This window comes from Thalassovita aquimarina, assembly GCF_018219815.1.
Lineage (GTDB): Bacteria > Pseudomonadota > Alphaproteobacteria > Rhodobacterales > Rhodobacteraceae > Thalassobius > Thalassobius aquimarinus.
Genome location: NZ_JADMKU010000019.1, coordinates 1 through 13,345 on the forward strand (window position 1 = coordinate 1; position 13,345 = coordinate 13,345).

13 protein-coding genes and 1 tRNA gene are annotated in these 13,345 nt (G+C 62.3%); 8 read left to right on the top strand and 6 right to left on the bottom strand.

The features are described 5' to 3' along the window. Positions 1–46 precede the first annotated feature (46 nt). The 3 genes from IT775_RS16965 to IT775_RS16975 all read right to left on the bottom strand — a co-directional run bounded on the left by IT775_RS16965 (position 47) and on the right by IT775_RS16975 (position 2,543). Entirely contained in the window at positions 47–568 is a 522-nt protein-coding gene (locus tag IT775_RS16965; protein ID WP_212702425.1) for a hypothetical protein, read from the bottom strand. Between the two features lie 126 nt (positions 569–694). After that, a tRNA-Leu gene (locus IT775_RS16970) sits at positions 695–781 on the bottom strand. A gap of 148 nt (positions 782–929) precedes the next feature. Continuing rightward, positions 930–2,543 carry a peptidoglycan-binding domain-containing protein gene (locus IT775_RS16975; protein ID WP_212702426.1) on the bottom strand — a complete coding sequence of 538 codons (1,614 nt, stop codon included), beginning with the start codon at positions 2,541–2,543 and terminating at the stop codon, positions 930–932. Positions 2,544–2,579: 36 nt separating this feature from the next. On the opposite strand from IT775_RS16975, the gene lipB reads away from it, so the two are divergent. Together lipB and nadE are read left to right on the top strand one after the other, a co-directional pair. After that, positions 2,580–3,299 (top strand): lipoyl(octanoyl) transferase LipB, encoded by a 720-nt coding sequence (gene lipB, locus IT775_RS16980; protein WP_212702427.1) that lies wholly within the window; start codon positions 2,580–2,582, stop codon positions 3,297–3,299. A 129-nt stretch (positions 3,300–3,428) separates the two neighbouring features. Next, entirely contained in the window at positions 3,429–4,388 is a 960-nt protein-coding gene (nadE, locus tag IT775_RS16985; protein WP_212702428.1) for an NAD(+) synthase, read from the top strand. A 61-nt stretch (positions 4,389–4,449) separates the two neighbouring features. On the opposite strand, the gene argC is transcribed toward nadE, so the two are convergent. Further along, the gene (gene argC / locus IT775_RS16990) at positions 4,450–5,379 is read right to left on the bottom strand and encodes an N-acetyl-gamma-glutamyl-phosphate reductase (protein ID WP_212702429.1); all 930 of its coding nucleotides are present in this window, start codon (positions 5,377–5,379) and stop codon (positions 4,450–4,452) included. Between the two features lie 251 nt (positions 5,380–5,630). On the opposite strand from argC, the gene IT775_RS16995 reads away from it, so the two are divergent. From IT775_RS16995 to IT775_RS17005, 3 genes are all read left to right on the top strand, one after another. Further along, the gene (locus IT775_RS16995) at positions 5,631–6,044 is read left to right on the top strand and encodes a c-type cytochrome (protein WP_212702430.1); all 414 of its coding nucleotides are present in this window, start codon (positions 5,631–5,633) and stop codon (positions 6,042–6,044) included. A 377-nt stretch (positions 6,045–6,421) separates the two neighbouring features. Then, the gene (ctaD, locus tag IT775_RS17000) at positions 6,422–8,095 is read left to right on the top strand and encodes a cytochrome c oxidase subunit I (protein ID WP_212702431.1); all 1,674 of its coding nucleotides are present in this window, start codon (positions 6,422–6,424) and stop codon (positions 8,093–8,095) included. Positions 8,096–8,261: 166 nt separating this feature from the next. Beyond that, positions 8,262–8,765 carry a DUF2244 domain-containing protein gene (locus IT775_RS17005; RefSeq protein ID WP_212702432.1) on the top strand — a complete coding sequence of 168 codons (504 nt, stop codon included), beginning with the start codon at positions 8,262–8,264 and terminating at the stop codon, positions 8,763–8,765. A gap of 131 nt (positions 8,766–8,896) precedes the next feature. Here IT775_RS17005 and IT775_RS17010 read toward each other — a convergent pair whose 3' ends face one another. Beyond that, positions 8,897–9,367: a GatB/YqeY domain-containing protein gene (locus tag IT775_RS17010; protein WP_212702433.1), complete on the bottom strand. Its 471-nt coding sequence runs from the start codon at positions 9,365–9,367 to the stop codon at positions 8,897–8,899. Positions 9,368–9,562: 195 nt separating this feature from the next. Between IT775_RS17010 and carA the strand changes: the two genes are divergently transcribed. The 3 genes from carA (at position 9,563) to IT775_RS17025 (ending at position 12,642) form a co-directional block, all read left to right on the top strand. Then, positions 9,563–10,723 carry a glutamine-hydrolyzing carbamoyl-phosphate synthase small subunit gene (carA, locus tag IT775_RS17015; RefSeq protein ID WP_212702434.1) on the top strand — a complete coding sequence of 387 codons (1,161 nt, stop codon included), beginning with the start codon at positions 9,563–9,565 and terminating at the stop codon, positions 10,721–10,723. A gap of 77 nt (positions 10,724–10,800) precedes the next feature. After that, positions 10,801–12,369 carry a glycosyltransferase gene (locus tag IT775_RS17020; RefSeq protein WP_212702435.1) on the top strand — a complete coding sequence of 523 codons (1,569 nt, stop codon included), beginning with the start codon at positions 10,801–10,803 and terminating at the stop codon, positions 12,367–12,369. Positions 12,370–12,375: 6 nt separating this feature from the next. Further along, positions 12,376–12,642, top strand: coding sequence for a hypothetical protein (locus IT775_RS17025; protein WP_212702436.1), 267 nt, complete (start codon positions 12,376–12,378; stop codon positions 12,640–12,642). 18 nt (positions 12,643–12,660) lie between these two features. Here the strand turns inward: IT775_RS17025 and IT775_RS17030 are convergent, their stop codons facing one another. Beyond that, positions 12,661–13,287, bottom strand: a complete 627-nt coding sequence (locus IT775_RS17030) for a GntR family transcriptional regulator (RefSeq protein WP_212702437.1) — start codon at positions 13,285–13,287, stop codon at positions 12,661–12,663. Between the last annotated feature and the right edge of the window lie 58 nt (positions 13,288–13,345).

Consider the following 13,345-nt stretch of genomic DNA (forward strand, 5'->3'; position numbering starts at 1 on the left):
AGGTGCCCGAAGGTCTTCCTCTCCGCAATCGCGCTCGCTGCAACCGTCATCTATTGGCTATGAGTCCTGACCCTAGCTGCTCTCTGTCAAAGGTCCCCCGTTTCTTGCGATCCATCCCTTCAGCCTTAATCACCAACCGAGAAAACGGGTTTCGTTTATCTATGTCCAACTCAGCAAACCCGTAGTTTACGACAGCGGACACACTGTCCACCCGCCTACGTATTGTCCCAGTGGAGTTCCCACGGGATGACAACAACTTCAGGAAAGCTTTTGCATCCTCTCGGGTGTAGGTCGATATCTCACGATCCCCAGCAACAGAACAAAGAGCATCAACAGCCAATCGGGTTGGTTTGGGTTCGATAGCCTTCAGATCAAGGTATTCGTCAGCAACTTCTGACAACAGCAGCTTTCTAGGCTGCATCGCCTCCAAGACGTTCTGAAGATCAACCTTACGTCCAGAACGAAAGCTATCGTCCAGAAGGCTGGTCAAACGTACCGCCATCGTTTCGACTTGAGTCGCATCAAACCCGAGTTTCAGACGAATGGATGGACCATAGAATTCAGCCATGTTTTTGGGGGTTCTACGATTATAATAGAAGGTCCCATTGCGACTGATTGTGTACAGAATGTGTGACATAAGCAGTGCCTCTCGCATTAAATTTACGAGGAAAGACAAAAGCTTAGACTGGTGATTTGGTGCGGTCGAGAAGACTCGAACTTCCACTCCGGTTAAGGAACAGCGACCTCAACGCTGCGCGTCTACCAATTCCGCCACGACCGCACGTGATCAGGTAGTGCCGCGCGTATAGACTAGCCAAAGCGGGATGTGAAGAGGCAAATTCACCCCACGACAGGATTTCCCCATCCCATGGCGCCGTGACAAGGCGCGGCGCCGGGCGCCGCCCCTTTTATCTTGCGTTCCGATGGGCTTATTCCATCGAAAAGCTGGGCAGGCCCGACGCGCCCCCGGCCGCAGGCATCGTCATCGCACCACCGCCAAGGCCGCTCGACGCGGCCTTGATCAGGCCGACTCTTTCCGGCTGTCCCGGTGCGAAGACCGGTTCGGAACCGGATTCCAGCGCCGATACCGCCAAACCGTACCAGTCCTGCGCCTGCGGCACCGATTTCGCCACGCCGAAGCCCTGCGACAGGTGATGGCCAACCAGTTCGGCATAGGGAACCTGACCGATACCGACCATCAGCATCGCCGAGCCCAACGCGACCTCCATCTTGTCGCGGCGATACCCCGAGAACAGGCAAATCCGCGCCGTATTGGACAGCTGCGCCAGCGAAATGTTGGAATTCAGAACGAATTTCTGCACCTCGCCGGTGACGTCGGCGGCGCTGCCCGACCCCAGCTTGGCGATATAGGGCGCCAGCGCCGGGCCGAAAGCATCGCACTGCGCGTCGACCTGCGCCGGGCTCAGCCCCTGCACCTTGGCGACCATGTCCTCGCCCGCGCCGATCGCATAGGTCCGGGCGAGGCAGAACTGTTCGCTGAGCGCCAGATCGGGATCGCGCAGAGAGGCCAGCGTGACGAAACCGCCATTGGAATTGGTCAGCAGGCTGACCTTGCTGCAATGGCTGGCCAGCGACGCGGTCGGCGGATTGTCCCCGGCCATGGCGAAGGGTTGAATGCCGCCCAGCGGCGCGGCGGGCTGCGTCGACGCCATCGTGGTCTGCGGCGCGCTCGGCTGTGGCACCGGAAGCGGAACCGGGTTCGGCGCGGCGGCCATCGTTGCCCCCTGTTCGACCAGCGAACAATCGCTCTGATGGCACCTGAAACTGGCCGGGGTCACGCCGCGGGCCTGGAAATCGATCCGGCGATAGCCCTGCGGCGAGGAGGCGAAGACCATCGCGGTGCAATGCGAGGCACCGCACCAGAAGGAACTGCCACTGACCGAGGTATCGAGGATGTAATCGTTCTTGCCATCATTGTTCAGATCGGCCAGCTGCAGGAAACCCGAACGCTGCATCAGCTGTTCCGCGGTGGGTTCGGTGCTGCTGGCGATCTCGTCGATCGCCTGGCTGACCTCGACCGGCAAACCGCCATAGCCATAGCCGCCGGCGGACCGGGTGCCCGCCGCCTCGTCCCGCCAGGTTCTGAGCAGGCCGCGCACGCCTTGCGGGCCCTGCATCGCCTTGATCACCTGCGGCCCGCCAAGCTGGGCGCGATTGTAGGAGGAGACGAGGAAATCGCGCTCGTACTGGGCCAGTTGGCCGGTGGCCGGGAAGCCCATATGAGCCTGATATTGGGAAATCGCGCTGCGCGATCTGCTGCCCAGAACGCCGTCCGGGGTGCCGGCGGGAAAACCGAAATAGTTCAGCGACGCCTGAACTTCGCGGTTCTGCTGTCGGGTGGCCGAATTGCTGTGATAGGTGGTGGTGCGTTTCTTCTTGTTCTTGCTCGCCTCATTGACGATCACACCGCCGATGATGCCTCCAACGATTGCGGAACCAAGATTGTCGGCAAAGGCCGGGGCGGTCGTGGAACTTGCCAATAGGGCGGCGACAATGGTGGTTTTTAGCGACTTGGAAAACATGTTCCTCGCTCCCTATAGATACAAAACAATGGAATCATGATAGCACATTCCTCCCGAAGCGGGGGAACGGCTACGGAAAGGACGGATTCAATGGTCGAATGGATCGTCAGCGAAGGCTTGACCGAGTACGACGACGCGGTCGCCTTCATGGAAGACCGCGCCGCCAAGATTGCCGCCGGGGAGGCCGATGAATGCATCTGGCTAGTCGAACATCCGCCGCTTTACACCGCCGGCACCTCGGCCAAGCCGCAGGACCTGACCGATCCCGACCGTTTCCCGGTCCATGTCAGCAAGCGCGGCGGCCAGTACACCTATCACGGTCCGGGACAACGGGTGGCTTACGTGATGCTCGACGTGGGCAAGCGTGGCCGTGATGTGCGCCGTTTCGTGCAGCAATTGGAAAACTGGGTGATCGCGACGCTGGACGAATTCAACATCCGCGGCGAAATCCGCGAAGGCCGCGTCGGTGTCTGGATCGAACGGCAGGACAAGCCGCTGACCGCATCCGGCGCCGTGCCCGAGGACAAGATCGCCGCCATCGGTATCCGGCTGCGAAAGTGGATCAGCTTTCACGGGGTTTCGATCAATGTCGATCCCGACCTCGAGCATTTCAGCGGCATCGTGCCCTGCGGCATCACCGAACACGGGGTGACCAGCCTTGTCGACCTGGGCCTGCCGGTGACGATGGAAGACCTCGACGTGGCGCTGCGCCGATGCTTCGACGAGGTATTCGCGGAACTGCCGGCTGAAAGCTGAAGCCCCCTTTTGATGCAGATCATGGCTCCGCCGCGCCCCGCGGCGGATGCTTGCCGGGCCGGACCGTTCCGCCCTGCCCCCCGGGCGGATCGCTGTGGCAATCGCAACCATCCGGCACGGGAAACGATCATGCCAGCACTCGCAATCGACACCGCGCATGCCATCGACGCGATTACCGGCTACCTTCAAGACATCGTCAGAACCTCCGGTACCGATGGCGTGGTTCTGGGGCTGAGCGGCGGATTGGATTCCTCGGTCATGGCGGCGCTGGCGGTGCGCGCGCTTGGCCCCGGGGCGGTCAAGGTCGCGTATCTTTTCGACCATGACAGCGACAGGGATATCGCCGCCAACGCCCGCCTGATGGCCGATTTCCTCGGGTTGGAGCTCGAGGTGATGGATATCTCGGAGGAGATGCGGCAACGCGGCGTCTACACGCCGCTGTTCATCAAGCTCCTGCGCCTGTCCCCGGTGGTGGCCAAGATCAGCACCGGCAGCTACCGGCTGATCTGCGGTGAATCACCGTTCAAATCCACCCTGCGAGACGGCGGCGGCGAAACGCTGCGGCCGTGGTACAAGCGGCTGATGTTCAACATGACGATGCATCAGGTCGACATGGGCTTCGCCGAGCGTCACCGGTTCCGCCGCCAGGCGTTGGAAGCCATTGCCAAGCAGAGAAACCTGTTCCTGATCGGCGCGGCGAATCTGTCGGAATACGAAGTAGGCTGGTTCGTGAAGGACGGGATCGACGATCTGCCGGTGCAGCCGATGACCGGTCTTTTCAAGACGCAGGTGCGTCAGCTGGCCCAGGCCCTCGACCTGCCCGAACCGGTCCGGGCGCAATTGCCGTCGCCGGACATGGCCAAGGGGGTGAGCGACGAATTCGGTATCGGCCACGACTACAGCGATATCGACCTGGTGATCGACGGGTTCGACCGCGGCCTGTCCGATCCGGAAATCGCGGCCTTGGGCATAGCGCAGCGGGAAATCGACGATATCCGCGACCTGATGCGATTGTCCGTATGGAAACGGCAATCGCCGCACGAAGAACCGCCGGTCAGCGGCCGGTTCGGATCGTCGCTTCGGCGGTGACGGCAGCAACAGTCAACGGGAAAACGCAACCGCGCCCCGGTGTCCCGGGGCGCTGCCTGGTTCAGGCGGCGTCGCGATCCGCGAACGTGCCGATCATAAGGTCGAGGTTCTGCACCGCCGCGCCCGAGGCACCCTTGCCAAGGTTGTCCAGCACCGCGATCAGAACCACCCGGCCGGTTTCGGCGTCGCCGCGGACCGAGATTTCCAGATCGTTGCTGCCGTTCAGCGCGGTCGGGACGATGCGGCTGTCCTGATCCTCGATCGGGCAGACCCGGATATGGTCCGCGCCCTCGTAATGCCGCGCCAGTGCGGCGTGGATCTGCCCCATGCCGACATCGCCCGGCAGGTCCGACAGGTGCAGCGGGATCTGCACCGCCATGCCTTGCGCGAAATTGCCCACCGACGGCACGAAGATCGGCATCCGGTCAAGGCCGCAATATTCGACGATCTCGGGCAGGTGCTTGTGGGTTTGGCCGGTGGCATAGATGAACGCCGCCGGAGCTTCGCCGCTGTCGAAATCGGCGATCAATCCCTTGCCGCCGCCGGTGTAGCCGCTGATCGCGTTGATGCTGATCGGATGATCGGCGGGAACCAGCCCCGCCTTTACCAGCGGCGCCAGCAGCGCGATCGCACCGGTGGAATAGCAACCGGGATTGGCGACGTAGCGCGCGGTCTTGATCCGATCCGCCTGATCGGGCGACAGTTCGGGCAGACCAAAGGCCCAGTCGGGGTTGACCCGATGCGCGGTCGAGGCGTCGATGATCCGCACGTCCAGATCGGCGGACAGCGCCACCGCTTCCTTCGCCGCCGCGTCGGGCAGGCACAGAATCGCCACGTCGGCGGCAGCGAAAGCCGCCTTGCGCGCGTCGGCATCCTTGCGCAGGTCGGGATCAATCTGCACCAGTTCGATATCCGCGCGGCGGATCAGGCGATCGCGGATCTGAAGTCCCGTCGTGCCAGCCTCGCCGTCGATGAATACCTTGGTCGTCATGATTTCCCTCATATCTCTGGTATCGCGGGGTTTTCCGCACGTGCCCGCTCCTACCCCGACAGCGGCAGAATCAGAAGCCTTTTCTGAACAAATCCCCGCGATTTCCGCCCCGACACCCGCAGAAAAACGTGCTCTGCGGCAATTTGCAAAGCCAGACTGCGACAATTCTTCTTGCTTTCATCCTGTTGATTGGGTGTCGATGTGCAGTATCTAGACGCAGGACTCGAACCAACATTGAAGAGAGGCACGCAATGAAAAAACTGCTGACCGCCACCCTGGCCATGGCGACCCTGGCCGCCCCCGCTTTCGCCGAAGGCGACGCCGCCAAGGGCGAAAAGGCTTTCAAGAAGTGCAAAGCCTGCCACACGATCGCCGCGGATGACGGCACTGTGATCTTCAAGGGCGGCAAGACCGGCCCGAACCTCTATGGCGTGATCGGCCGCGTCGCCGGTTCGACCGATTTCAAATACGGCGACGGCCTGCAGGGTGCCGCCGAAGCCGGCTTCGTCTGGACCGAAGAGGCGCTGACCGAGTTCGTCACGGACCCCAAGGACTGGCTTGAGGAACAAGGCTTCGAAGAGAAGACGAAAATGACCTTCAAGCTGAAGAAGGGCGGCGAAGACGTCGCGGCCTATCTGGCATCGGTTGCTCCCGCCGCCGAATAAGCGCGCCACATCCCAAGACTTCGACAGGCGCGCGGCTTCCGCGCGCCTGTTTTCGTATGACCGGCGGCGTTTCCCCGCCCCTGCCCCTTTCCCGCCCACTGCGTCGTGGCGAATCCCTTCATTGCGGATGCATCTTTAAAACTCCCCCGGCAGCGCCGTCGCCCGCCTCGTGGCCGCGAATTCCTGCCCGGCCTTCCATTCCGCCCCGATTTATCCCCCCGATTTCATCGACAAACCGGTGGGGTGCGACAAAATTATTTGATCTGCATCAAATTCGGCAATTGCCGCTGGGCCGCTGGCATTCTAAAACGTGAAGTGATCGCGGGCGCTTGGAGACTCTCCTTGCGCCTTTCAATACACCAACAGGAGGCGAGAGCATGGCAGACGCAGCCATCCACGGCCACGAACATGAAGATAACCGCGGTTTCTTCACGCGGTGGTTCATGTCCACCAACCACAAGGATATTGGTATCCTATACCTGATCACGTCCGCCATTGTCGGTCTGATCTCGGTTTGTTTCACCGTTTTCATGCGCCTCGAGCTGATGGAGCCCGGCGTGCAGTACATGTGCCTGGAAGGCGCGCGCCTCTTCGCTGATGCGGGTAGCACCTGTACCCCGAACGGGCACCTCTGGAACGTTCTGATCACCTATCACGGCGTTCTGATGATGTTCTTCGTCGTCATCCCGGCGCTGTTCGGCGGTTTCGGCAACTACTTCATGCCGCTGCAGATCGGCGCGCCGGACATGGCGTTCCCGCGGATGAACAACCTGTCGTTCTGGCTGTATTTCGCAGGCACCTCGCTGGGTGTCGCATCGATGCTCACCCCCGGCGGCAACGACCAGCTGGGGTCCGGCGTGGGCTGGGTTCTGTACCCCCCGCTGTCGACCAACGAAGGCGGCATGTCGATGGACCTGGCGATCTTCGCGGTTCACGTTTCGGGCGCCAGCTCGATCCTGGGCGCGATCAACATGATCACCACCTTCCTTAACATGCGTGCCCCGGGCATGACCCTGTTCAAGGTTCCGCTGTTTTCCTGGTCGATCTTCGTCACTTCGTGGCTGATTCTGCTGTCGCTGCCGGTTCTGGCAGGCGCCATCACCATGCTGCTGACCGACCGTAACTTCGGCACCACCTTCTTCGATCCCGCCGGCGGCGGCGACCCGATCCTGTATCAGCACATCCTGTGGTTCTTCGGCCACCCGGAAGTGTACATCGTGATCCTGCCCGGCTTCGGTCTGGTCAGCCACGTGATCGCCACCTTCTCGCGTAAGCCGGTCTTCGGTTACCTGCCGATGGTCTGGGCGCTGATCGCGATCGGCGGTCTGGGCTTCGTCGTGTGGGCGCACCACATGTACACCGTCGGCATGTCGCTGACCCAGCAGAGCTACTTCATGCTGGCCACGATGGTCATCGCGGTTCCCACCGGGGTGAAGATCTTCTCGTGGATCGCCACCATGTGGGGCGGATCGGTCGAGTTCAAGGCGCCGATGCTGTTCGCCTTCGGCTTCCTGATCCTGTTCACCATCGGCGGCGTCACCGGCATCGTCCTGAGCCAGGCCGGCGTGGACCGGGCCTATCACGACACCTACTACGTGGTTGCCCACTTCCACTACACCATGTCGATGGGTGCGGCCTTTACCATCTTCGCCGGGATCTACTTCTACTTCGGCAAGATGACCGGGCGTCAGTATTCCGAACCGCTGGCAAAACTGCACTTCTGGCTGTTCTTCATCGGTGTGAACCTGACCTTCTTCCCGCAGCACTTCCTAGGCCGTCAGGGCATGCCGCGCCGTTACATCGACTATCCGGAAGCCTTCGCTTACTGGAACAAGATCTCGTCGATCGGCGCACTGATCTCGTTCAGCTCCTTCATCCTGTTCTTCGGCATCGTCATCTACGCGCTGCTTAAGGGTAAGAAGGAAACCCGGGCGAACTACTGGAACGAATACGCGGATACGCTGGAATGGACCCTGCCCAGCCCGCCGCCGGAACATACGTTCGAAACCCTGCCCAAGCAGGAAGAATGGGACAAGGGCCACGCCCACTGATCCCGGACTTGAGAGCCAGGAAAGGCCCCGCCATCGCGGGGCCTTTTTCTTTGGCAGGGTGCCGCGCACCCGGCACCGAACGGTCATTGAACAAACGCCCCGAGCGCGACAAAGAATCCCGCCCTTAGGACATCGACATTCCCGCCGCGCCGCTTATACCGGAACCATGCCCTATCGCTGGACCGATACAGACGAAACCATATTGACCCTGTGGCCGCACCGGTCGCTGCCCCGCAGGGGGTTCGCGGCGATGATCCTGCTGGCCTTCACCCTCGGCACGGTGCCGCTATACGGATTGCTGGGCACGGTGTTCCTGTGGGGGTTGCTGCCGTTCATCCTGGCGATGGTGGCCGCGCTGTGGTGGGGGCTGGAACGCTCCTACCGCGACGGCGACATCCTCGAACAGTTGCGGCTGCAAGGCGATCAGCTTGTATTGAGCCACAAACCCGCCCGCGGCGCGGCGAAGGAATGGGCCTGCAACAGCTACTGGGTCCGCGCCGAAATGCATGTCAGCGGCGGCCCGGTGCCATTCTATGTCACGCTGACCGGAAACGGGCGCACGGTCGAAATCGGTGCCTTCCTGTCCGAAGACGAGCGCAAGGCGCTCTACGGCGAATTGCAGGACAAGCTGGCGGAGCTGCACGCACGGACCGGACCGGAGGGGCGCTGAGCTTCGATTTGCCGGGCGGCGGGATGTCATGCGCAGTCCGCGCAAAGGTTTTCCACCGAACGGACAGTTCGCCGAAACGGAAAAGGCCCCCGTCCAACGGAGGCCCTTCCAAGGAATCGTCTTGCGTGCGATCAGCCGTTCGCGGCGCTCAGCTGGTCCTTGACCTTGGGTCCGACCGCGCCGAAATCCATCTGGCCGGTATATTGCGCCTTCAAGGCGCCCATCACCTTGCCCATATCGCGAATCGAACTGGCGCCCACTTCGGTTATCGCTTCCGAAATCGCCTCGGTCACCTCGTCATCGCTCAGCTTGCGCGGCAGGAAATCCTCGATGATCTCGATTTCCGCCCGTTCCCGCTCGGCCAGGTCCAGCCGACCGGCTTCTTCGTACTGGCGGGCGCTTTCCTGGCGCTGCTTGACCATTTTCCCAAGGATTGCCAGCACTTCCGTGTCGCCGACGCCCTCATCGTTACCGTTGCCGCGTTCGGCGATATCGCGGTCCTTAATCGCGGCATTGATCAGGCGCAACGTCGCCAACCGCGTCGTGGCCTTGTCCTTCATCGCCTGTTTCAAGGCCGCATTGACCTTTTCGCGCATTTCCATTGGTCCCATCCCCTAGGATTTCCGATAGCCGCCGAACCTACCCAATTGCAGCTCCGGTTACAACCTGTCCGTATGCTTCGCAGACTACGGCGCGAATGCGCTCTGCCCCGGGCAGATAGGTCCCTATGGCCCTTGACCCTACGACGCGCCAGCCGTAGATATCCGCCAATTTGCCGCCCACCCCGGAGACTCGACATGGCCCAGAAGCACGACACACGCCCGACCGCATGCCTCGCTCTTGCCGATGGTACGATCTTCTATGGCAAGGGGTTCGGCGCGACCGGGATCACCCAGGCCGAACTGTGCTTCAACACAGCGATGACCGGGTACCAGGAAATCATGACCGATCCGTCCTATGCCGGGCAGGTCGTCACCTTCACCTTCCCGCATGTGGGCAATGTGGGCGTCAATCCGGAAGACGACGAAACCGCCGAGCCGGTGGCGTCGGGCATGGTGGTGAAATGGGACCCGACCGAACCCAGCAACTGGCGTTCGGTGGAAACACTGGCCGACTGGCTGGCCAGCCGCGGCCGGATCGCGATCGGCGGCGTCGACACCCGCCGGCTGACCCGGGCGATCCGCCAGCAGGGCGCGCCGCATGTGGCGATGCAACACGATCCCGAAGGCAATTTCGATATCGAGGCGCTGGTCGCCAAGGCGCGTGACTTCGCCGGGCTGGAAGGCATGGACCTGGCCAAGGACGTGACCTGCGCGCAATCCTATCGCTGGGATGAAATGCGGTGGGCCTGGCCCGAAGGCTATACCCGCCAGACCGCGCCCAAGCACAAGGTCGTCGCGGTCGATTTCGGCGCCAAGCGCAATATCCTGCGCTGCCTGGCCAGCGCGGGCTGCGACGTGACCGTTCTGCCCGCCACCGCCACCGCCGAGGAAGTGCTGGCGCATGGTCCTGACGGGGTGTTTCTGTCGAACGGCCCCGGCGACCCGGCGGCCACCGGCGAATACGCGGTGCCGATGATCAAGGGCGTGCTGGATGCGGGCCTGCCCGTCTTCGGCATCTGCCTGGGCCACCAGATGCTGGCGCTGGCGCTTGGCGCCAAGACCGTCAAGATGAACCACGGCCATCACGGCGCCAACCACCCGGTCAAGGAACACGAAACCGGCAAGGTGGAAATCACCTCGATGAACCACGGTTTCGCGGTCGATAGCCAGACCCTGCCCGAGGGCGTGGTGGAAACCCATGTGTCGCTGTTCGACGGATCGAACTGCGGTATCCGCATGGCCGACCGCCCGGTCTTCTCGGTCCAGCACCACCCCGAGGCTAGCCCCGGACCGCAGGACAGCTTCTACCTGTTCGAACGCTTCGCGGCGTCGATGGCGGAACGGGAAAAGGCCTGACCAGGACACGGTTAATCCGGTTTTAACCAAGCCGCGCGATCCTGCCCGCTGGTGTTTTGCTTGCGGGGGCGCAGGTCATGTATGTCGCGGAACGCATCGATTTCAGGGAACGACCCCGGAATTTTGGCCAGTTCCTGCTGGACTGGGGCGTTGTTTCGGCGGCGCAGTTGCTACACGCATACTCGGAAATGGCGAGGACGGATGTATCGCTCTGCGATGTGCTGGTATCTTGGGGGATTCTGATCCTGGACGATGCTTGCAGGCTGCAGGCAGATTGGCTCGATCTCGACTACATCGAATGCGACGACCTCATCCCCGATCCGGCGGTCCTGAACCGTTTCGATCCCCAGTTATGCCTGAAGCACGCGGCATTGCCGCTGTGGCAGCAGGACGGGTGCTACGTGATCGCCACCGGGCGCCCCGACCCGATCACCACTGCAGACCTGGGCCTGCCCGGCGATCCGCATGAGGCACGTTTCGTGTTTGCGCAGGAACCGTCGATCCAGGCGCAGCTGGCCGATCATTTCCGCGCCGAACTGACCCGCGCCGCCGCGACGCGGGTATCGGCAGGGGAAAGCTGCCGCGACTGGGCCCGAGATGGCAGGTACCGCATCGGAGTGACCTTGCTTGCCTCGGCGGGCGCAGGCGCCCTGCTGCTGCTGTTTCCAGACCCCATACTCACCGCGCTGTTTCTCTGGGCCTGCATCACGCTGGCAATCGCGGTCACGATGAAATCAATATCGTTCCTGTCCTACCTGACCCGCCCTGACCCGGGCCGTCACGGGCCAACGCCGCCGACGACGCTGAACAAAAGGCCCAAAGTGTCCATCCTTGTGCCTCTTTTCAAGGAACGCGAAGTGGCGCGGGTGCTGGTCAAACGGCTGCAGCGCCTGAACTACCCCAAGTCGGCGCTGGACGTGGTTCTGATCCTCGAGGAAACCGACCTGCTGACGCGGGCCGCACTGGATGGGGCTGCCCTGCCCGGCTGGATGCGGATCGTGACCGTGCCAGATGGCCAGCCCCGGACCAAGCCGCGGGCAATGAACTATGCGCTGGATTTCTGCCGCGGCGACATCATCGGCATCTACGATGCCGAGGACGCGCCGGACCCCGACCAAATAGACCTCGTCGCGGCCCGCTTCGCGCAGGCGCCGGATGACCTGGTCTGCCTGCAGGGCATTCTGGATTACTACAACGCCGATCAAAACTGGCTGGCGCGCTGCTTCACCACGGAATATGCCACGTGGTTCCGGGTGATGATGCCCGGCATGGCGCGGCTGGGCTTCGCCATTCCGCTGGGCGGCACAACCTTGTTCTTCCGCCGCGACGTGCTGGAACGCTTGGGCGGCTGGGACGCCCATAACGTCACCGAGGATGCCGATCTGGGCTTCCGGCTCGCCCGGCATGGCTATCGCACCGAAATGCTGCCCACCACCACCGCGGAAGAAGCCAATTGCCGGATCATTCCCTGGATCAAGCAGCGGTCGCGCTGGCTCAAGGGTTACATGGTCACCTACCTGGTGCATATGCGGTCGCCGCTGCAATTATTGCGGCAGATGGGGCCGTGGAAATTCATCGGCTTCCAGCTGCATTTCGTCACCGCGCTGTCGCAGTTCCTGCTGGCGCCGCTGCTGTGGTCCTGCTGACTGATCGTGCTGGGCTTGCCGCACCCGCTGAGCGAGCTGGGATCGCCCGGGCTGATCCGCGGGCTGAGCACGCTGTTTTTCGGGGTCGAGATCTGCACCATGATCTTCGCGCTGCGCGCGGTATCCGGGCGCGCTCACCGGCACCTCATGCCTTGGGTGCCGACGCTGCATTTCTATTTCCCGCTCGGCGTCTTCGCCGCCTACAAGGCGCTGTTCGAACTGGTGTTCCAGCCGTTCTACTGGGACAAGACGCAACACGGGCTGTCGCTGTGACCGGGCACCGGCCGCAGATCAGGCGTTGTTCTGCGAATCCCGTTTCAGCCGGGTCACGAAAGCGGTCGAGATGTGTTTCTTAAGCGCCTCGTACGCGCGGTCTTCATCGCGCTTTTCGATCGCGTCCACGATCGCGGCATGTTCCGCCAGCGCCCCTTCGCCGCGCCCTTCGGCCGCAAGCGAGGTCGTCGCCATCAACGCCATGGTCCGATACACAAGGTCGAGTTGCTGAACCAGATAGCGGTTGTGCGAGGCAAGGTGGATCTGCTTGTGGAACCGCCGGTTGGACCGCGACAGCGCCACTGGGTCGTTCATCAGCGCCCGGTCGTCGGCCACCATTTCCTTCAAGACGTCGATTTCTTCCTTGGTCGCATGGTTCGCCGCCAGCCGCGCCGCCAAGCCTTCCAGTTCCGAGCGCACCACGTAGAGTTCGCTCAGCTGGTTATGGTCCAGCGAGGCCACGATCAGGCTGCGCCCGTCGCGCGCCAGAAGCGATTGGGTTTCCAGCCGCTGCAACGCTTCGCGGATCGGGGTGCGCGATACGCCGAACCGTTCGGCCAGTTCGCTTTCCACCAGACGGTCGCCGGGGCGATAGATCCCTGTATCGATTGCATCGAGGATCAACGTATAGGCATCTTTCTGCACCGGGCGGTCTCCTTTGTTCCCTGCCGTACTGAATTGGCAACAATCAGCGCAAACTACG